Raw genomic sequence first — 20,220 nt, 5'->3', positions numbered from 1 at the left:
TTGAATCAGGAACGTTTTGATTATCTCACGGGCATTCTGGCGTCGCCGTCCGAAGTGGACGCCGCCGAATGGAATGCGCTGCTCGCAAGCCAGGCTCAGCCGACGCCGTTCTTGCGTCACGAGTTTCTGAGCGCGCTCCACGCCACTCGCTGCGCGGTGCCCGACACCGGCTGGGCGCCGCAATTCGTGACGCTGACCGACCCGCGCACGGGCCGGCTCGCGGCCGCGGCGCCGGTCTACCTGAAAGGCCACTCGTACGGCGAGTACGTGTTCGACTGGGCATGGGCCGACGCCTACAAGCGCAACGGCCTCGCGTACTACCCGAAGCTGTTGTGCGCGGTGCCGTTCACGCCGGTGCAAGGCACGCGCCTCATGGCCACCGACGCACGCGCGCTGCGCCATCTCGCGGCCACGCTCGTCGCGTTCGCCGAGCAGGCCGACGTGTCGTCGCTGCATGTGCTGTTTCCGACCGGGGCCGAAGCGCAGGCGCTGACCGAACTCGGCATGATGCAGCGTGAGGGCGTGCAATTCCACTGGCTCAACGACGGCTACCGCGACTTCGACGAATTCCTGTCGACGCTCGAGCAGAAGAAGCGGAAAAACATCCGCGCCGAGCGGCGCAAGGTGCGCGAAGCGGGCGTGACGATGCGGCGCCGGGTCGGCAAGGATATTTCGGACGCGGACTGGCGCTTCTTCAGCAAGTGCTATCGGCAAACGTACCGCGAGCACTTCTCGAGCCCTTATCTGAACCTCGACTTCTTTCGCACGATCGGCGAATCGATGCCCGAGAATCTGATGATGGTGATCGCCGAAGCGGACGGCAAGCCGATCGCGAGTTCGCTCGTCGTGTTCCAGCGCGACGCGACGGCGAACGGCACGGGCGGCACGCTCTACGGCCGCTACTGGGGCGCGGTCGAACACGTGCCGTGCCTGCACTTCGAGACGGCGTACTATCAGCCGCTCGAATTCTGCATCGAGCAGAAGCTCGCGGTGTTCGAAGGCGGCGCGCAGGGCGAGCACAAGATGGCGCGCGGCTTCATGCCGACCGTCACGCGCTCGGCACATTGGCTCGCGCACCCTGCATTTTCCGATGCGGTCGCGCATTTTCTCGACAACGAGACCAATCACATTCACGCGTACGTCGACGAACTGCGCGAGCACAATCCGTTCAGGAGCTAGCACGCCAGCATGACGCGCACGACGCCGTGGTTTCTCTATCTGATCGAATGCGACGACGGCAGCGTCTACACGGGCATTGCAACCGACGTCGCCGCGCGCTTCGACAAGCACTGCAACGGCACGGGCGCGCGCTATACGCGTTCGCGCAAGCCCGTGCGTGTACTCGCGTCGTTCGAACTCGCGGACCGCGCTAGCGCATCGCGTGCCGAATACTGGGTCAAACGCTTGACGCCGACAGGCAAGCGCGCTTTGGCGGCCGGCGCGCGCACACTCGACTCGGTGTTGCCCGCGCGGTCCGCCGAGGACGCCGACGCGCAAGCGGACGCATAGCTCGCGCCGACCGGCCCTGACCGGCCCCGACCGGCAGCGCACGAAGCCGGCGCTGCGCAATCGGCTAGCCGACGCTCACCTCGATACGCCGCGGCTTCGCCTCGTCGCGCCGCGGAATCGTCAGCTTCAGCACACCGTCCTTCAGGTTCGCTTCGATCTTCGACGTATCGAAGTCGTCGCTGACCGTGAAGCGCCGTGCGAAATACGGCGCGCGCACTTCCGCATGCGTGAGACGAAGGTTCGCGGGCGTCGGCACCGAGGACTCGGCCTCGATCACGAGGTTGCCGTCGTGTACGCGGATATCGAGCCTGTCCTTCGATACGCCCGGCAAGTCCGCCCACAGCGTCACTGCACGGTTGTCTTCGACGATATCGACCGCCGGCGTGATCGTCATGCGGCGCGCCTCCTTGTCCTCGCGCCCCGACGCGACCGCACCGGTCACCGCACCGTCGCCGCCTGCAGCCTGTTCAGCGCCTTGCCCCGGCGCAATCAGATTCGTGTCGCTCATGATTTCACCTCGCTGGTTATTGAACGGTAATCGCACGCGGCTTCGACGCTTCGCGCTTGCCGACCGAGATCAGCAGGCAGCCGTCGACGTAGCGCGCCTGCACCTTGTCCGGATCCGCATACTGCGGCAATTCGACGGCGCGCCGGAAGTTGCCGCTAAAGCGCTCCTGCGCATAGCGCCGCACGTTGTCGCCGGCGTCCGGCTGGGGCGACGCCCGCACGCCCGAGATCGTCAAAAGCCCCTTGTCGATCGATATGTCGAGCGTGGCCGGATCGATGCCGGGCGCGAACGCGACGATCTCGATCGAATCGTCGGTCGTGCCGATATTGATGCCCGGAAATGCACCGGAACGGCTGCTGCGGATACTGGAAGGGAAACCGCCGAAGAGGCTCGACATCTGCCGCTGCAGACGGTCCAGTTCTCCGAACAGGTCGCTGGCAAAGTAAAGGTCACTCATGATCGCTTTCTCCTCTCGCGGCAAGGAGACGAACCGGCATGCGCCTCAGTTCGTTTGCCGAAGCCGCTGACAAACAAAGTAGAAACGGATTGCCCGCGGGAGGCGGGCGGCTTGCCTGAGCGATTTCAAGATAGAAGCGGCAGCGACGATTTCAAGAGGCGGATGGCGTGCGATGCGCCACGTCGCAGTCGCAAAAAAAAACCGCGCGGCCCCTGGCGAGCACGCGCGGCTTTTTGACCGGACCGGAAACGGTCACGCAGACATTTTTGCTATGACTTCTTGTAGTTCGCGACGCCGTCGGTGATTTCCTTGTGCGCGGCGTCGATGCCCGCCCACCCTTCGACCTTGACCCACTTGCCCTTCTCGAGCGCCTTGTAGTTCTCGAAGAAGTGCTTGATCTGATCTTTCAGATAGCCGGGCACGTCGTCGATCGATTTCATATGCGCGGTCATCGGGCAGATCTTGTCTTGCGCCACGGCGACGAGCTTCGCGTCGACGCCCGATTCGTCGGTCATCTGCAGCATGCCGAGCGCGCGGCAGCGCACGACCGAGCCGGCCAGCAGCGGATACGGCGTGACGACGAGCACGTCGACCGGGTCGCCGTCGCCCGACAGCGTCTGCGGAATGAAGCCGTAATTGGCCGGATAGCGCATGCCGGTGCCGATAAAGCGGTCGACGACGAGCAGACCCAGTTCCTTGTCGGCCTCGTACTTCACCGGCTCGCTTTGCGCGGGAATTTCGATGATGACGTTGAAATCTTGCGGCAGATCCTTGCCGGGCGGGACAGTGTTGAAGCTCATGGCGCTCTCTGATGATGATGAAACGGGGACATTGACACGGACCATGCGACGACGCTTGCGGCGGCCGGAAACAACGGCAGCCGCTGCCGCCCCGTATCGCTGCGGGAATGCGCCATTATAGCCAATCGCCCGGTGCCGCCCGCGCGCATTCGGCGCGATAATCGCCGTATCGTCTGGCCTGCTGGTGCCTGCATGTGCCTGCTGGTGCCTGGTGCCTGCGGGTGCGTTTGCAACGCGCCTGCTGCGCGTTCTCGCATCGCGTCTGCATCGCATCCGCGCGCAATGCATGCGCATCCTGCATCGGCCAGCCGCTTCGAGCGCCCGCACGCAAGCTGTCCGGAACGCGTTCCGACGCACCGTCGCGGGCCCTCCAGTCATCCCTTTCGAACAAGGAGCATGCATGGAAGAAGCGAAACACTTCATCGGCAACGAATGGACCGCGGCAGCAGGCGGCGACACGATCGCCGTCATCGATCCGTCCGACGGCCAGCCGTTCGCGCGTCTGGCGCGCGGCAACGCAGCCGATATCGACGCCGCCGTCGCGGCCGCGCGGCGCGCCTTCGAGGGCGCCTGGGGCGCATTGAGCGCCGCCGAGCGCGGGCGCCTGCTCTATCGGCTCGCAATGCTCGTCGGCACCTGCCACGAGGAGCTCGCGCAGCTCGAAGCGCGCGACACCGGCAAGCCGCTGCGCCAGGCGCGCGCCGACGCCGCGGCGCTCGCCCGCTACTTCGAGTTCTACGCGGGCGCCGCCGACAAGCTGCACGGCGAGACGCTGCCGTACCAGGCCGGCTACACGGTGTTCACGATCCGCGAGCCGCACGGCGTGACAGGCCATATCGTGCCGTGGAACTACCCGATGCAGATTTTCGGCCGCAGTGCCGGCGCGGCGCTCGCCGCGGGCAACGCGTGCGTCGTGAAGCCGGCCGAAGACGCATGCCTGTCGGTGCTGCGCGTCGCCGAGCTCGCCGCCGAAGCGGGTCTGCCGGCGGGTGCGCTCAATATCGTGACGGGCTACGGCCACGAAGCGGGCGCGGCGCTCGCCCTGCACGCGGGCATCGACCATATCTCGTTCACCGGTTCGCCGGAAACCGGCAAGCTCGTCACGCAGATGGCCGCCGGGAACCATGTGCCGGTCACGCTCGAACTGGGCGGCAAATCGCCGCAAATCGTGTTCGCCGATGCGGACTTCGACGCCGCGCTGCCGGTGCTCGTGTCCGCGATCGTGCAGAACGCCGGGCAAACCTGTTCGGCAGGCAGCCGCGTGCTGATCGAGCGCGCCGCCTACGAGCCGCTGCTCGAGCGGCTCGCGACCGCGTTCCATGCGCTGCGCGTCGGGCCGTCGCATGCGGATCTCGACTGCGGGCCGCTGATCAGCGCGAAGCAGCAGCAGCGCGTCTGGGATTACCTGTCCGATGCGCAGCACGACGGCATCCCGATGGCCGCGCAGGGCCATGTGATCGCCGAGGCGCCCGAAAGCGGCTTCTATCAGGCGCCGACCCTGCTGCGCGACGTGCCGCCCCGGCATCGGCTCGCGCGCGAGGAAGTGTTCGGCCCCGTGCTCGCGGTGCTGCCGTTCGCCGACGAAGACGAGGCGCTCGCGCTCGCGAACGGCACGCGGTACGGGCTCGTCGCCGGCATCTGGACGCGCGACGGCGCGCGGCAATTGCGCGTCGCGCGGCGCGTGCGCTCGGGGCAGGTATTTATCAACAACTACGGCGCAGGCGGCGGCGTCGAGTTGCCGTTTGGCGGCGTCAAGCACTCGGGGCATGGACGGGAGAAAGGCTTCGAGGCGCTTTACGGATTCACGGTGCTGAAGACGGTCGCGATACGGCACGGATAAGCACGCGCGCGTTGGCATGCGCCCGCCGGGACACTGGAGACAACACGGAAGCAGCACCCCGCAGCAACCCGCAGCACAACGAACAACATTGGAGACATCATGCGACTGACAGGCAAAACGGCCGTCGTCACGGGCGGCGGCTCGGGCTTCGGCGAAGGCATCGCGAAGACCTATGCGCGCGAAGGCGCGAACGTCGTCGTCAACGACATCAACGGCGCCGCGGCCGAGCGCGTCGCGAGCGAGATCGCGCTCGCGGGCGGCAAGGCCATCGCCGTGACCGGCGACATCACGCGCGGCGAGGACTGGCATCGGTTGCGCAACGCCGCGCTCGAAGACTTCGGCAGCGTCGGGATCGTCGTCAACAATGCGGGCACCACGCATCGCAACAAGCCCGTGCTCGACGTCAGCGAAGCGGAGTTCGACCGCGTCTATGCGGTCAACGTCAAAGGCATCTACTGGAGCGTGCGCGAATTCGTGCCGTACTTCCGCGAGCGCGGCGGCGGCGTGTTCGTCAATATCGCGTCGACCGCGGGCGTGCGGCCGCGGCCCGGGCTTGTCTGGTACAACGGCAGCAAGGGCGCAGTCATCGTCGCGAGCAAGTCGCTCGCGGTCGAGCTCGGAGCGGACCGCATTCGCGTCAATTGCGTGAACCCGGTGATCGGCGAAACCGCGCTGTTGCCCGACTTCATGGGCATGGAAGACACGCCCGAAAACCGTCGCAAGTTTCTCGCGACGATTCCGCTTGGCCGCTTTTCGACACCGCAGGACATCGCGAACGCGTGCGTTTTCCTTGCGTCGGACGAGGCCGCATTCGTCACCGGCGTGTGTCTCGAGGTGGACGGCGGGCGCTGCGTGTAGAGGCGACACGAGAACGCGACACGAGGAAAGGACGCAAAACCGGGATACGACACGAGGAGACGACGATGGCCAGTCCAGCGAATCCGCTTCATCCGTCGGGCGCGGGGACGCCGCCCTCCACCTTCGAGGAGGCGACGTACCGGAAGGTGGCGTGGCGCCTCACGCCGCTGCTGATGCTCTGCTATGTGGTCGCCTATCTCGACCGCGTCAACGTCGGCTTCGCGAAGCTGCAGATGCAGGCCGACCTGAATCTGAGCGACGCCGTGTATGGGTTCGGCGCGGGCATTTTCTTTCTCGGCTATTTCGTCTTCGAGATTCCGAGCAACATCATTCTTCACCGCGTCGGCGCACGCGTCTGGATCGCGCGGATCATGGTGTCGTGGGGCATCATTTCGGCGCTCACGATGTTCGTCACCACGCCGACGATGTTTTATGTGATGCGCTTTCTGCTCGGCCTCGCCGAAGCGGGCTTTTTCCCCGGCATCATCCTCTATCTGACGTACTGGTACCCCGCGCATCGGCGTGGCCGGATGACGACATGGTTCATGACCGCCATCGCGCTGTCGGGCGTGGTCGGCGGCCCGCTCTCGGGCTTCATCCTGAAGGCGTGCGACGGGCTGAACGGCTGGCATGGCTGGCAGTGGCTGTTCCTGCTCGAAGGACTGCCGTCGATCGTGGTCGGCATCGTCGTGTTCGTGATGCTCGACGATCGCATCGGTAAAGCGCAATGGCTGAGCGCCGAAGAACGTCAGTTGCTCGAACGCAACATCGCCGCCGAGGACGCGACCAAGGAAGACCCGTCCATCGGCACCGTGCTCGCGAGCCCGCGCGTCTGGCTGATGAGCCTCATCTATTTTTCGTTCGTGATCGGCCTCTATGGCGTGAGCTTCTGGCTACCGACGATCATCAAGGCGACCGGCGTCACCGACCCGTTCGCGATCGGCCTGCTCTCGGCCATTCCGTTCGCGGCCGCGGTCGTCGCGATGGTGCTCGTGTCGCGCAGCGCGGACCGCACGCGCGAGCGGCGCTGGCACGTCGCGATTCCGGCGTTCGCCGGCGCGCTCGGACTCGTCCTGTCGATTCTCTGGGCGCAAAACACGCTGCTCGCGATGATCTCGCTGACGCTCGCGACGATGGGCATTCTGACCACGCTGCCGCTGTTCTGGAGCCTGCCGACCGCGTTTCTGGCCGGCACGGGCGCCGCTGCCGGCATCGCGATGATCAACTCGATCGGCAATCTCGCCGGCTTTCTCGGCCCTTATGCGGTGGGCTGGCTCAAAGAGGCGACGGCCTCGAATGCCACGGGCATGTATCTGCTTGCCGCGTTCATGCTGCTTGGCGGGCTGCTCGCGGTGGGCGTGCCGAAGCGGCTCGTGAACCGATAGCAAAAAACCGGTGCCCGTCGCGACGGACCACCGGGTTCCTGTCCGGTCGACAGCCAACCGTCGACTCCGTCGACTCGGCGCAATACGAGCGGCGACTTCGCTGCCGCCCCGCTCACTTCTTTCGCTCAGGTTACGTTCATCGCCAGCGCGCTTTCGCGATAGTGTTCGCTGGCCTTCGCCGAATCGCCGAGTTGTTCATGCAGCCGCGCAAGCGCGCGATGCGAGCGGATTTTCAATGTCTCGTTGTCGGCCATCTTCAGCGCCGCTTCGAGGAACGACTGCGCCTTGCCCCACAGCTGCTGATGCAGACACAGCCGGCCTAGCGCGAACAACAGATCGGCGTCGTCGGGACGTTCCTTCTGCCATGCTTCGGCTTTCTGAATGAGCGGCAGCGCGTCGCCGCCCGCGGTATCGGGATAGCGGCGCAACAGCCGCGCGTCCCAGTTCTGCGCGAGCGCTTCTTCGACGATCTTGCGCGCTTCCTGCGGACGGTTCAGCGCGACCAGCAGTTCGGCGGCCAGATCGGCGAGGCGCGGCGAATGCCGTTCCGTGGCCGACAACGCACTCCACAGTTCGAGCAGCGCATCGGCATTGTGGCGACGGTCGCGCAACAGATTCTCGGCCGCGAGCTGCCGCAGCCGCACCGCGACGGCCGGGTGAATCGCCTCGCGCTTTTCGAGCGTCTTCACGAGCTTCAGCACTTCGCTCCAGTTCTTCAACTGCTGCTGTGCGCGCAGCGCGATCTGCTGCGCGTGGATGCGCCGCCCGCCCTGCGATTGCATCTCGAGCAGCGCGGCCAGCGCGCCGTCCGCGTCGCGGCCGTCGGCGCGCATGTCGGCGGTGGCCATCAGGCGCGCGTCCTGCCAGTCGGGCGCATCGATCCTCGCGAGCCACTCGTCGCGGCGCGCGTACTCGTGCATGCGGTGCGCGGCGTTGGCGGCGATCAGGCCGGCCGCGCCCGTGTTCTCGTCATGCGCGAGCGAATCGCGCGCCGCCTTCTCCGCGCGCGAAAAACGCCCCGCATACAGATTGCCGATCGCATCGCGCAGCGCCGCATGCGCCTTTGCGATCCGCGAGCGCGCGCGATACGCGGCCACGCGCTGCGGCATGCGCCAGATATTGCGGACAATGCGCGTCGCCGCATACAGCACGATAAACATGACGACGAGCGCGACGACGAACAGGTTCAGCGAGATGTCGACACGGTACGGCGGGTAGACGATCAGCACCTGCCCCGTATCGAAACGCCCGGCCAACGCGAGCACGACCGCGATCGCGAACAGGAAAGCGAGCCACAGGAGTCCTCGAAGCGCCATCGTCAACTCCGGCTGCGGTATTGATGAACGGCTTGCAGGCTCGTGTCGAGGTTCGGCACCTCGACCGCGCCCGCCGCATCGTCGACGTCCTTCACGAGGCCGCGCACGGTCTGCGTGTTCTTCGACGACGCATCGAAGTAATGGGCAAGCGTCGCGTCGGCCGCGTGCAGATCCGAGCGCAGCGTGGTCTCGTTGCGCGCGAGCAGCGCGAGGCGCGCCGACAGCAGGCGCAGCTTCAGGTTCTCGCGCAGGAAGTAGCCCTGGTCCGGCGCGACCATCAGCGCGTCGGCGTTGTCGATGCGGCGCACCTGCACGAGGCTCGCCAGTTGCTGGCCGATACCCGATACGACGCTTTGCCACCACACTTTCCAGCGCGGCTCGCCGGTTGCCGCGGCGACCTTGTCGGTGTCGGCAGGCGCGGATGCGTGCGGCGTCGCATGGGCGATCGGCGCTTCGCCGGCGAGCGGCAGGCTGTCGACCATTTCGATCGCGTTATCGAGCTTGATCGCCAGCCCCGTCAGATCGGTGGACGGCGCGGCCTTCAGCTTGTCGATGTCCTGACCGATCGCCTTGCGCACCGCGAGCGCCTGCGGATTGTCCGATGCGGCGAGGCGCGTGTCGGCGCTTTGCAGCGCGAACAGCGCGAGCTGCGTGTTGCCGGTCAGTTGCAGCTGCTCGCTCGCGCTCGACAGCATCTGGCCGACCTCGGCCATCGTCCAGTCGTCGCGATTGCGCGCGAGATCCGCATATTGCTGCTGCAGCGCCTGCTGCGCGTTCTGCGCATCGGCAAGCTTGCCTTCGAGCTGCGACATCTGCGTATCGACGCCGCGCACCGTGGCAAGCGCCTGTTCGGTCTTCACGCGCAGTTCGGACGTTTGCGCGTCGTTGATCTGCTGGCGCTTCGTCAATTCCTGATCGAGGCGGATCAGCTTGCGGTTCAACACGACGCCGCCCGCGGCCGCGGCGAGCACCACGACGATAATGACGAACCACAGCAGCCCGGTGCCGCTGCGACGGCGCGGCGGTTGCGCCTCGTAGGGCGTAAACGGCGCGTTCGGCGGCAGGGACTTCGTGCCCGCCGACGGCGAAGATGGGTTCGTGGATGAAGTCGAATCAGTCATGCGTGCTTGAGCCGGGTTGGTCTGAACCGGTTGAACTTCAGGAAGCGCGACGGCGGCGAGCAACGCGCGGGCGATACGTTCATCGCCGGCGCCGGACACCGTAATGCTATCAAAACCCAATGCCCGCGCGGTTTCGGCAATGCGCGGATGGGGCGCGACGAACGGCGCGCGCTTCAGTTGGGCGATTTCGTCGACGGTCAGATGGTCGCGCGCGAGTTCGCCCAGATTGCGCACGCCTTCGGAACTCGTGACGAGCCATACGTGCGGCTCGCCTGCGAGCAGCGCATGAATGCGCTCCCAGGTGCGCACCGACGGCTCGGGCACGATGCGCCGGTAGGCCGCCACGGCCTCGACTTCGGCGCCCGCCTCGCGCAAGCGGTCCGCGAGCCATTCGCGGCCGCCGTCGCCCCGCACGATCAGGACGCGCTTGCCCTCGAACGCGTTCGCGCCGAGCGTCGATTCGAGCGCGGCATAGAGGCCTTCGGAATCGAAGCGCGCGCCGTCGACGTCGCGGCCGTTGCCGTCCGCGCTGCTTTTGCCGCTGGTTTTGCTGCTGGCGTTGCCACTGCTGTCGGCGCCGCTTTCGCCATTTTGATTGCCGCCGCTGCCGCCGGTTGCGGCCGGGCTGATCACGCGATACGCGGGCGCTACGACGCCGTGCCGCGCGAGCGCCGCGACGCTGCCCGGCCCGACGACGCCGATCGGCAATGCATGCGGCCAGATCGCGTTGAAGCGCGCGAAGGCGCAGTCGATCGCGTTCGGGGAGACGAACACCACGAGCGCGTAATTCGAAAGCGCGGCAAACGCGGCGTCGAGCGGCGCGGTATCCGCGACGGGCGCGATATCGATCAGCGGGAAATCGACCGTTTCGACGCCTTCGGCGGCAAGCCGCGCGGCCAATGCGCCGGACTGGCCCGCGGGCCGTGTGAGGACGACGGTCAGGCGCCCTGTCGCGCGTGCCATCACGCGCCGGACGCGGAATCGTCCGCGCTGCCGAGCGAGCGCACGATCTCGAGCGCGCCCTGGCTTTCGAGTTCGCTCGCGACTTCGCGGCCCAGTTCGATCGCACGCTCGAGCGTCGACGCCGGCGACGAGCCGTGCGCGCGCAGCACGCGCTGGCCGTCCGGCGTCGCGACGAGCGCGTGCAGATGCAACGCGCCGTCATGCCATGTCGCATGCGCGGCGAGCGGCACCTGGCAACTGCCGCCCAGCGCGCGCGACACCATGCGCTCCGCTTCGACCGCCGCCGCCGTATGTTCGTGATGAAGCGGTGCGAGCCATGCAGCGAGGTCCGCCCGATCGGCGCGAATCTCGATGCCGAGCGCGCCCTGGCCCGCCGCCGGCAGACTGTCGAGCGGATCGAGCAGCGCGCGGATGCGGTTCGACAGGCCTAGACGTTTCAGGCCTGCCGCCGCGAGAATGATCGCTGCGTAGTCGCCGCGATCGAGCTTCGCGAGTCGCGTATCGAGGTTGCCGCGCAACGGCTTGACAATGAGTGCGGGAAAGCGCGCGCGCAGATTCGCCTCGCGCCGCAAGCTCGATGTGCCGACCACGCTGCCCGGCGGCAACGTCGAAAGCGCTTCGTGGCTGTTCGATACGAACGCGTCGCGCGCGTCCTCGCGCTCGAGAATCGCGCTCAACGCGAAGCCCGGCGGCAATTCCATCGGTACATCCTTGAGCGAATGCACGGCGAGATCCGCGCGTCCGTCGGCGAGCGCGTTCTCGAGTTCCTTGACGAACAGGCCCTTGCCGCCGACCTTCGAGAGCGTGCGATCGAGGATCTGATCGCCGCGTGTAGTAAGCCCGAGAATTTTGACGTCGCAGGATGGATATAATTTGTGCAGCGCACACCGCACATGCTCGGCCTGCCACATCGCGAGGCGGCTTTCACGCGAGGCGATCACGAGCGTGCTGGGTGGAGTCGCTGAGAGCGTCTCGGGATTCATTGCTGAGTCAAAGTGAATGACGGGATCGATAAAAAACAATGTTAGCACGCGCTTAGCGCAGGCTCCGCGGTTCTCCCGCGAGCGGTCACCGGGCCGCGCAGCCTTGTGCGGCAACGCAGACACGAAAAAGGAGACAGCGGGAGACGGCGCGCCGGTGCATCGCGCGAGGCCCGCACATCGATCAGAATGAGACAACGCAATCGGGCCATCCACGTGCACGGTCGTTCGCGCGCCCATCAGCCGCCTGCGCGATGATGCGATGCATTGCCGCAGACGGTCACCGGATGCGGCAACACCATGCAGTGCGCCCATGCAGCACCCGCAGTGGCAGTTCCTCTCTTTAGACCTTTAGACCCTGGCTTTCGAAGGAAACCCATCGTGACGTCTTCCGGATCGGCGCGCCGCGCGCGCCGCAATACTGCATCGCTCGAAAGCGGCCTCGAACCGTCCGCTCGCGCCTTCGCGCAATCGACCATGGCCGCAGAAGCCGCCGGCAACGGCAACGGCGATGGCAACGCCGACGGCGTAAGCGCCAGCCGCACCCAACGCATCGCTCAGGCAGCGCGCATCGAGAAGGCGGACAAAGCCGTCAAGCCGGTCAAGCCGCCGAAGGCCGCTAAGGCCGCTGAGGCCCCTAAAGCCCCTAAAGCCCCTAAGGCCGCTCAAACCGCCAAGGTCGCCAAGGTCGTGAAAGCCGCCCGCTCCGCGCCCGTACAGAAAAACCTCGCCGTCAAAGCGCGCAAAGGCAAGCACGCCAAACCGGCCGCCAACGGCGCGGCCGGCCCGGCGGCCATGCCTGTCGATAAAAGCGCGGCGAAGCCGCGGCAAACAGCGCGCGCCAACGCGTCGGCCAGCGGCATCGCCGCGCTCGCCGCAGCCGCGCCAAAAGACGGCCGTACGCGCGAAGACAAAGACCAGCCGCTTTTCGAAGACATCCGCTATCTGGGCCGCCTGCTCGGCGACGTCGTGCGCGAGCAGGAAGGCGATGCGGTATTCGACGTCGTCGAAACGATCCGCCAGACGGCCGTGCGCTTTCGCCGCGAGGACGACAGCGTCGCGGCGCAGACGCTCGACAAGAAGCTGCGCGCGCTGAATCCGGCGCAGACCGTCAGCGTCGTGCGCGCCTTCAGCTTTTTCTCGCACCTCGCGAATATCGCGGAAGACCGCCATCACAACCGGCGGCGCCGGATTCACGAGCTGGCGGGTTCGTCGGCGCAGCCGGGCACGGTCGCGCACGCGCTCGAGCGGCTCGAGAAGGCCGGCGCCGCGCCGACGCCGGTCGTGCAGCAGTTCTTCGACGACGCGCTGATCGTGCCGGTGCTGACCGCGCACCCGACCGAAGTGCAGCGCAAGAGCATTCTCGACGCGCAGCACGACATCGCACGCCTGCTTGCCGAGCGCGATCAGCCGCTGACCGCGCGCGAGCACGCGCAAAACGACGCCCTGCTGCGCGCGCGCGTCACCTCGCTGTGGCAAACGCGGATGCTGCGCGACTCGCGCCTCACCGTCGCCGACGAAATCGAGAACGCGCTGTCGTATTACCGCGCGACGTTCCTTGCCGAGATTCCCGCGCTCTATGCGGACATCGAGGCGGCGCTCGCCGAGCACGGGCTCGCGTCGCGTCTGCCGCCGTTCTTCCAGATGGGCAGCTGGATCGGCGGCGACCGCGACGGCAATCCGAATGTGACGGCCGAAACGCTCGCGCTCGCGATGTCGCGCCAGGCAACCGTGATCTTCGAGCATTACCTCGAGCAGATTCACCAGCTCGGCGCCGAACTCGCGGTGTCGTATCTGCTCGCCGGCAGCAGCGACGCGTTGAAGGCCCTGGCCGACGCGTCGCCGGACCGCTCGCCGCACCGCGTCGACGAGCCGTACCGCCGCGCGCTGATCGGCGTCTACGCGCGGATGGCGGCCACCGCGCGCGAACGTCTCGGCGAAGGCGTCGTCGCGATGCGCCAGGCCAGCCGCGACGCAAAACCGTACGCGGATGCCGACGAATTCGTGCGCGACCTCGACGTGCTGATCGAATCGCTCGCGCAGCATCACGGCGAATCGCTCGCGACGCCGCGGCTGTCGCCGCTCGTGCGGGCGGCCGAAGTGTTCGGCTTCCATCTCGCGTCGATCGACCTGCGCCAGAGTTCCGACGTGCACGAGGCGGTGATCGCCGAACTGCTGCAGCGCGCAGGCGTGGTCGAAGACTATGCGGCGCTGTCCGAAGCGGAAAAGCTCGAGGTGCTGCTCGCCGAACTGGCGCAGCCGCGCCTGCTGCGCTCGCCCTATATCAAGTATTCGGACCTCGTCGCAAGCGAACTCGGCGTGCTCGAGGAAGCGCGCGTGACGCGCGAAAAATTCGGCATCCGCGCGGTGCGCAACTACATCATCTCGCACACCGAGACGGTCAGCGACCTCGTCGAAGTGATGCTGCTGCAGAAAGAAACCGGCCTGCTGCAAGGCCTGTTGGGCGCCGCGCATGCGCCGGCGCGCGCAGGGCTGATGGTGGTTCCGCTCTTCGAAACGATTCCCGACCTGCGCAACGCGCCGCACATCATGCGCGACCTGATGGCGCTGCCCGGCATCGAGGCGATCATCGAGCATCAGGGCAACGAGCAGGAAGTGATGCTCGGCTACTCGGACAGCAACAAGGACGGCGGCTTTCTCACGTCGAACTGGGAGCTGTACCGTGCGGAACTCGCGCTCGTGTCGCTCTTCAACGAACGCGGCATCACGCTGCGGCTGTTCCACGGCCGCGGCGGCACGGTCGGCCGCGGCGGCGGCCCGACCTATCAGGCAATTCTCTCGCAGCCGCCCGGCACCGTCGACGGCCAGATCCGCCTGACCGAGCAGGGCGAAGTGATCGCCAGCAAGTTCGGCAATCCGGAAATCGGCCGGCGCAATCTCGAAACCGTGATCGCGGCCACGCTCGAAGCATCGCTCGCACCGCATGGCCATGCGCCGGCCCAGTTGCCCGCGCAACTGTCCGTCTTCGAGGACACGATGCAAAGCTTCTCCGATGCGGCGATGCAGGCGTACCGCGCGCTCGTCTACGAAACGCCGGGCTTTGTCGACTACTTCTTCGCCTCGACGCCGATCACCGAAATCGCCGAGCTCAATATCGGCAGCCGTCCCGCGTCGCGCAAGCTGCAGGATCCGAAGAACCGCAAGATCGAAGACCTGCGCGCGATTCCGTGGGGCTTTTCGTGGGGCCAATGCCGCCTGCTGCTGACGGGCTGGTACGGCTTCGGCAGCGCGATCGCGGGCTGGCTCGACGCATCGGCCAACGACAGCGAACGCACGCGCCGCGTGCAGCTGCTGCGCCAGATGCACAAGACCTGGCCGTTCTTTTCGAACCTGCTGTCGAACATGGACATGGTGCTGGCGAAAACCGACCTCGCGGTCGCGTCGCGCTATGCGCAGCTCGTCGAAGACAAGAAGCTGCGCAAGCTCGTGTTCGAACGCATCGTCGCGGAATGGGAGCGCACGTCGAACGTACTGTCGGAAATCACGGGCAGAAAGGAGCGCCTTGCCGACAACCCGCTGCTCGCGCGTTCGATCAAGAACCGCTTTCCGTATCTCGATCCGCTGAACCATCTGCAGGTCGAGTTGCTGAAGCGCCATCGCGCCGGCGACGATAACACGCGCTTGCGGCGCGGGATTCATTTGACGATCAACGGTATCGCGGCCGGTTTGCGCAATACCGGTTAAGTAGCGCTTGCGCGGTTAGCGTCGCGAGGGCACGCGGTGGCATGGATGCACCGCGTGCCCTTCTGTTTTCCATCGGTATGCGAATTGGACGCGGCGGGCGTGACGGCACAATGGCTTACCGCTTTCTCGCTTCGATCACCGTAGTGGTGCCGAGCGGCGAAACCACCTCGGCGGTCCCCGACGCAACGAGACCCACGCGGCCGAGCAACCGCTCGAAATCGTGCATGGTTCGCTCGCGCGAGCCGAAATGGACGAGCATATTCAGATCCTGCAGCATCACGCGCGGCTCGTTGCCGTCCGGCTTGACTACCATCTCGATCACCACGACCCGGCTGTCCGGCCGCATCGCCCGCGCGCAATTGGCGAGGATCTCCACGCATCGGTCGTCATCCCAGTCGTGCAGGACGTGCTTCAGCATGTATAGGTCGAATCCAGCAGGCACGGCCTCGAAGAAGTCCCCGCCGGTAAACGACAGGCGCGAGGCCAACGCGGTATTGACCGGGTCCCGCGACGACTGCTCGACCGACCTCGGCGTATCGAGCACGATGCCGCTCAGATGCGGATTCTTCTTGAGCATCGGCCTGATCAGTTCGCCCGAGCCGCCGCCGATATCGGCGACGGTCGCCATCGACGACGTATCGATGGTCTGCGCGATCTGTTCGCCCACCGACTCCGAGATGTCGGTCATCGCACGAATCAGCACGGCAAGTTCGGCAGGCGCCCGGCCGACGTGCTCCCAATAGTTCTCGCCAAGCGCAGCGGTGTCCTGCGCGGTGCCGCTCCGGATCGCCGCGGGGAGCCGCCCCCAGATCTGCCAGGCCGCGTGTCCGCCGAGCAGTCGCGCAAGACCGCGCACCGAGCCCGGCGCGCCCTCTTCGAGCGTGCGAAGCAGCGGTGTCGATGCATATCGGAAGTCCGCATCGACGGTGACGAGCTCGAGCGGCACCGCTGCCTCCATCAAACGGCGCGTGGTGTCTTCGTCGGCGTCGATGTGCCGCGCGAGATCGGCGGCTTTGAGCGGACCGCTCGCGAGATGGTCCGCAATACCGAATTCGGCAAACGTGCGCACGAGCTGACTGACCGCAAATCCATAGATCATTTGCATCATGCGCTCGGTATTCGCATCGAGCGCCGCGGGCGAGCGTTGCGACGACGGCTTCAAGGAGCTTTCACTCATTTACGCGTTCCCTACGGGAAAGGTGCGGCAGGAGAAGAGGACACTGCTCGGCCACCGGGCCGATACGAAGCGGATCAAGTAACCGGTGAAGGCGTACTATGAGACGCGTACGGCCGCTCCCCCGCCCCGCACTGCGAAGCGACACGTCAAGGGGCGAATGAACGCCAGAAGTCGCTACACGCCGCTACACGTCATCGATGCGCCTCGATCATGAGCGTATCGAGTTCGAACGATCCATCGGCCTGCACCGCGAAGTAGTCCCTGACTTCTTCCGGCGCGCTCTCCCACAGCGAGCGGATCGCACTCACGCGCTGCGGCGGCGTGCGCATGCGCGACACCCATGCGTCGAATTCGATCGGCAGCCGCCAGCGCTCCGTTATCCTGGCCGCAAACCCGGCTTGCTCGAAAAAGGCAAGCCACTCGTCGGCGCGGTAATCGCGGATATGCGACGCATCGCGCAACACCTCGACCGCCTGCAAGTGCGTATCGACGAGCGGATGATCGGCGCCCGCGATATCGATGAAGAGCGCCTCGCCGCCCGGCTTCAGCACGCGGCGCACTTCGGCGAGCGCCTGCCGCACGTCGTGCCAGTGATGCGCGCTGAAGCGGCTCACCACCCAGTCGAACGAAGCGTCGTCGAACGGCAGGTTTTCCGCGGCGCCCTGCTTCGTCCGGATATTGGCCAGACCACGATCGAGCGCAGCCGTCTCGACGGTCGCGAGCATCGGGCGCGCAAGGTCATAGGCAACCACCGACTCCGCGTGCGGCGCCACCGCAAAGCTCGCGTGGCCCGCGCCGCAACCCATGTCGAGCACGGCCCCGCCCGGCCGCTTCGCGACGAGTCTCGAGAGCGTCTGCAGATCCTTGCCCGTCGCATGAACGGTGCTCGTCAGATAGTCGGCGGCGGTCGAACCGAACGCGTCGGCGACCTGGTCTCGATGTTTCATGTGGGCTCCCTTGTCCCGCGCTTTTCGCGCCGGGTGCTTCGTGCATGTGCACGCGTGGTCTGAATCGCTACAATAGAGCGCCGCCTGTACCGGTACAAGGCAAGCGGCTATTCTGGTATTGACAACACCTGCCTTCCCCGCCATGACTTTGCCGTCCGACGACCCTGCACCCGACACCGAGCACGAACCCAAACACGCCCCCGAGCACGACGCCACGCGCGACGCGGCGCCTCCGCTCGACGCGACCCCCGCCCGCGCGCTCGGCGACTTCATTCGCGCGCACCGCGAACGGCTGTCGCCGCTCGCGGTCGGCTTGCCGCCGGGCCCGCGCCGCCGCACGCCCGGGCTGCGCCGCGAGGAAGTCGCGCAGCTGTGCGGCGTGAGTCCGACCTGGTACACGTGGATCGAGCAAGGCAGGCCCGTATCGGCGTCGGCCGACGCGCTCGCGCGTATCGCCGTCGCGCTGCAGCTCTCGCGCGCCGAACGCGCGTATCTGTTCGAGCTCGCCGCGCAGCGCGACCCGGCCGAACCCGAGACGGGCGGCGCCGATGTGCCGGCGATGCTGCTCAAGACCGTTCAGCTCGTGCAATCGCCGGCGTATGTGCTCGACCGTCAGTGGAATGCGATCGCGTGGAATGCGCCGGCCGCGGACCTGTTCGTCGGCTGGCTCGACGACGCTCACGACCGCAACCTGCTGCGCTACACGTTTCTGTCGCCGGTCGGACATGCGCTGATCGTCGATTGGGAGTCGCGCGCGCGGCGCCTCGCCGCCGAGTTCCGCGCGGACTCGATCCGGCATCTGAACGACGCGCCGACGCGCGCGCTGATCGATGCGCTGGTCGGCAAAAGCGATGCGTTCGCGCATTTCTGGGCGTCGCAGGACGTCGGCGAGCGCGAAGGCGGCCGCCGCGAATTCGAGCATCCGCGCGATGGGCGTGTCGCCTACGATCAGATCACATTCAAGCCCGCGCATCGCGAAGATCTGAAGCTGGTCGTGCTCGTGCGCGAAGGCTGATCGTTTGGGCCAGCCGCTGGAGCATGGCGGCGCGGCGAGGCAGGCCATGCATGCCGTCGCCGCACGAGGCCGGCATTGCTCGCGCGATGCTAAAATCTGCGTTTTCCGCAACGGGTCCGGCGCCACTCTGCGTCACAAGCAGAAAACCCCGGGCGCTCACGAGCCTCACGCGCGCCGCCGTCCGTGTTCTTCCACTCGCATTGATCGCCATTCGCGTCCTCACATCATGACGTCCCAACTGCATAAAAAAGGCGAAGCCTGGTCGGCTCGCTTCTCGGAGCCGATGTCGGAGCTCGTCAAACGCTACACGTCGTCGGTTTTCTTCGACAAGCGCCTTGCGTGGGTCGATATCGAAGGGTCGCTCGCGCACGCATCGATGCTCGCCGCGCAGAAAATCATCTCCGCCGACGACCTCGCCGCGATCGAGCGCGGCATGGCGCAGATCAAGGGTGAAATCGAGCGCGGCGAATTCGCATGGCAGCTCGACCTCGAAGACGTGCATCTGAATATCGAGGCGCGCCTCACGGCGCTGATCGGCGATGCGGGCAAGCGCCTGCATACGGGCCGCTCGCGCAACGACCAGGTCGCGACGGATATCCGCCTGTGGCTGCGCGGCGAAATCGACCGCATCGGCGGCCTGCTGAAAGACCTGCGCGGCGCGCTCGTCGATCTCGCGGAACAGAACGCCGGAACGATCATGCCGGGCTTCACGCATCTGCAGGTCGCGCAGCCCGTCACGTTCGGGCATCACCTGCTCGCTTACGTCGAAATGTTTTCGCGCGACGCCGAGCGCATGCTCGATGCGCGCAAGCGCCTGAACCGCCTGCCGCTCGGCGCGGCGGCGCTCGCCGGCACCAGCTATCCGATCGATCGCCACGCGGTCGCGAAGACGCTCGGCTTCGACGGCATCTGCGCGAACTCGCTCGACGCCGTGTCCGACCGCGACTTCGCGATCGAATTCACGGCCGCCGCGGCGCTCGTCATGACGCACGTGTCGCGCTTCTCCGAAGAACTCGTACTGTGGATGAGCCCGCGCGTCGGCTTTATCGATCTCGCCGACCGCTTCTGCACCGGCTCGTCGATCATGCCGCAGAAGAAGAACCCCGATGTACCCGAACTTGCGCGCGGCAAGACGGGCCGCGTGAACGGCCATCTGATGGCGTTGCTCACGCTGATGAAAGGCCAGCCGCTCGCGTACAACAAGGACAACCAGGAAGACAAGGAACCGCTGTTCGACACCGTCGACACGGTGGCGGACACGCTGCGCATCTTCGCGGAGATGGTGGCCGGCATCACGGTCAAGCCGCAGGCGATGCGCGCCGCCGCGCTGCAAGGCTTTTCGACGGCGACGGATCTCGCCGATTACCTCGTGAAGCGCGGTCTGCCATTCCGCGACGCGCACGAAGCGGTCGCGCATGCGGTGCGTATCTGCGTCGATCGCAATTGCGATCTTGCGGATCTCACGCTCGATGAAATGAAGCGCGAACTGCCCAACGTCGCGCATCTGATCGGCGACGACGTATTCGAGTATCTGACACTCGAAGGGTCGGTCGCGAGCCGCAATCATCCGGGCGGCACGGCGCCCGACCAGGTGCGCGCCGCAGCCAAGGCGGCACGCGCGGCGTCGAAATAACCTCGT

16 protein-coding genes are annotated in these 20,220 nt (G+C 66.4%); 8 read left to right on the top strand and 8 right to left on the bottom strand.

Going from position 1 to position 20,220, the window contains the following annotated elements:
• A complete protein-coding gene (locus BTO02_RS07905) occupies nt 1–1,179 on the top strand; it encodes a GNAT family N-acetyltransferase (RefSeq protein ID WP_075156571.1) in 1,179 nt (392 codons plus the stop codon).
• Between the two features lie 9 nt (nt 1,180–1,188).
• Nucleotides 1,189–1,509 carry a GIY-YIG nuclease family protein gene (locus BTO02_RS07900; RefSeq protein ID WP_075156570.1) on the top strand — a complete coding sequence of 107 codons (321 nt, stop codon included), beginning with the start codon at nt 1,189–1,191 and terminating at the stop codon, nt 1,507–1,509.
• Nucleotides 1,510–1,573: 64 nt separating this feature from the next.
• Here BTO02_RS07900 and BTO02_RS07895 read toward each other — a convergent pair whose 3' ends face one another.
• The 3 genes from BTO02_RS07895 to ppa all read right to left on the bottom strand — a co-directional run bounded on the left by BTO02_RS07895 (nt 1,574) and on the right by ppa (nt 3,274).
• Nucleotides 1,574–2,017 carry an Hsp20/alpha crystallin family protein gene (locus tag BTO02_RS07895; protein ID WP_083615040.1) on the bottom strand — a complete coding sequence of 148 codons (444 nt, stop codon included), beginning with the start codon at nt 2,015–2,017 and terminating at the stop codon, nt 1,574–1,576.
• 16 nt (nt 2,018–2,033) lie between these two features.
• Nucleotides 2,034–2,474, bottom strand: a complete 441-nt coding sequence (locus tag BTO02_RS07890) for an Hsp20/alpha crystallin family protein (protein ID WP_075156569.1) — start codon at nt 2,472–2,474, stop codon at nt 2,034–2,036.
• 269 nt (nt 2,475–2,743) lie between these two features.
• The gene (gene ppa, locus BTO02_RS07885) at nt 2,744–3,274 is read right to left on the bottom strand and encodes an inorganic diphosphatase (protein WP_075156568.1); all 531 of its coding nucleotides are present in this window, start codon (nt 3,272–3,274) and stop codon (nt 2,744–2,746) included.
• Nucleotides 3,275–3,674: 400 nt separating this feature from the next.
• Between ppa and BTO02_RS07880 the strand changes: the two genes are divergently transcribed.
• The 3 genes from BTO02_RS07880 (at nt 3,675) to BTO02_RS07870 (ending at nt 7,357) form a co-directional block, all read left to right on the top strand.
• Entirely contained in the window at nt 3,675–5,114 is a 1,440-nt protein-coding gene (locus BTO02_RS07880) for an aldehyde dehydrogenase family protein (protein ID WP_075156567.1), read from the top strand.
• Nucleotides 5,115–5,213: 99 nt separating this feature from the next.
• On the top strand, nt 5,214–5,972 hold the full coding sequence (locus BTO02_RS07875; RefSeq protein ID WP_075156566.1) for an SDR family oxidoreductase: 759 nt from the start codon (nt 5,214–5,216) through the stop codon (nt 5,970–5,972).
• Nucleotides 5,973–6,037: 65 nt separating this feature from the next.
• A complete protein-coding gene (locus BTO02_RS07870) occupies nt 6,038–7,357 on the top strand; it encodes an MFS transporter (protein ID WP_075156565.1) in 1,320 nt (439 codons plus the stop codon).
• Nucleotides 7,358–7,482: 125 nt separating this feature from the next.
• Here BTO02_RS07870 and BTO02_RS07865 read toward each other — a convergent pair whose 3' ends face one another.
• The 3 genes from BTO02_RS07865 to hemC are packed head-to-tail and all read right to left on the bottom strand — an operon-like array spanning nt 7,483 to nt 11,740.
• Nucleotides 7,483–8,673, bottom strand: coding sequence for a heme biosynthesis protein HemY (locus BTO02_RS07865; RefSeq protein ID WP_075156564.1), 1,191 nt, complete (start codon nt 8,671–8,673; stop codon nt 7,483–7,485).
• Nucleotides 8,674–8,675: 2 nt separating this feature from the next.
• Nucleotides 8,676–10,757 (bottom strand): fused uroporphyrinogen-III synthase HemD/membrane protein HemX, encoded by a 2,082-nt coding sequence (hemDX, locus tag BTO02_RS07860; RefSeq protein WP_075156563.1) that lies wholly within the window; start codon nt 10,755–10,757, stop codon nt 8,676–8,678.
• On the bottom strand, nt 10,757–11,740 hold the full coding sequence (gene hemC, locus BTO02_RS07855; protein ID WP_075156562.1) for a hydroxymethylbilane synthase: 984 nt from the start codon (nt 11,738–11,740) through the stop codon (nt 10,757–10,759). Before hemC ends, hemDX begins: the two co-directional genes overlap by 1 nt.
• A gap of 378 nt (nt 11,741–12,118) precedes the next feature.
• Between hemC and ppc the strand changes: the two genes are divergently transcribed.
• Nucleotides 12,119–15,442: a phosphoenolpyruvate carboxylase gene (ppc, locus tag BTO02_RS07850; protein WP_075156561.1), complete on the top strand. Its 3,324-nt coding sequence runs from the start codon at nt 12,119–12,121 to the stop codon at nt 15,440–15,442.
• A gap of 115 nt (nt 15,443–15,557) precedes the next feature.
• Here the strand turns inward: ppc and BTO02_RS07845 are convergent, their stop codons facing one another.
• Nucleotides 15,558–16,619 carry a methyltransferase gene (locus BTO02_RS07845; protein WP_083615039.1) on the bottom strand — a complete coding sequence of 354 codons (1,062 nt, stop codon included), beginning with the start codon at nt 16,617–16,619 and terminating at the stop codon, nt 15,558–15,560.
• Between the two features lie 191 nt (nt 16,620–16,810).
• Nucleotides 16,811–17,566: a class I SAM-dependent methyltransferase gene (locus BTO02_RS07840; protein WP_075156559.1), complete on the bottom strand. Its 756-nt coding sequence runs from the start codon at nt 17,564–17,566 to the stop codon at nt 16,811–16,813.
• 142 nt (nt 17,567–17,708) lie between these two features.
• On the opposite strand from BTO02_RS07840, the gene BTO02_RS07835 reads away from it, so the two are divergent.
• Nucleotides 17,709–18,581, top strand: coding sequence for a helix-turn-helix transcriptional regulator (locus tag BTO02_RS07835; protein ID WP_083615038.1), 873 nt, complete (start codon nt 17,709–17,711; stop codon nt 18,579–18,581).
• Between the two features lie 226 nt (nt 18,582–18,807).
• Complete coding sequence (argH, locus tag BTO02_RS07830) at nt 18,808–20,214, top strand: argininosuccinate lyase (protein WP_075156558.1); 1,407 nt, start codon at nt 18,808–18,810, stop codon at nt 20,212–20,214.
• The last annotated feature ends 6 nt before the right edge of the window (nt 20,215–20,220 follow it).

It is taken from the genome of Paraburkholderia sp. SOS3 (genome assembly GCF_001922345.1).
Classification (GTDB): domain Bacteria; phylum Pseudomonadota; class Gammaproteobacteria; order Burkholderiales; family Burkholderiaceae; genus Paraburkholderia.
This window is presented reverse-complemented; position numbering and strand designations above follow the sequence as displayed.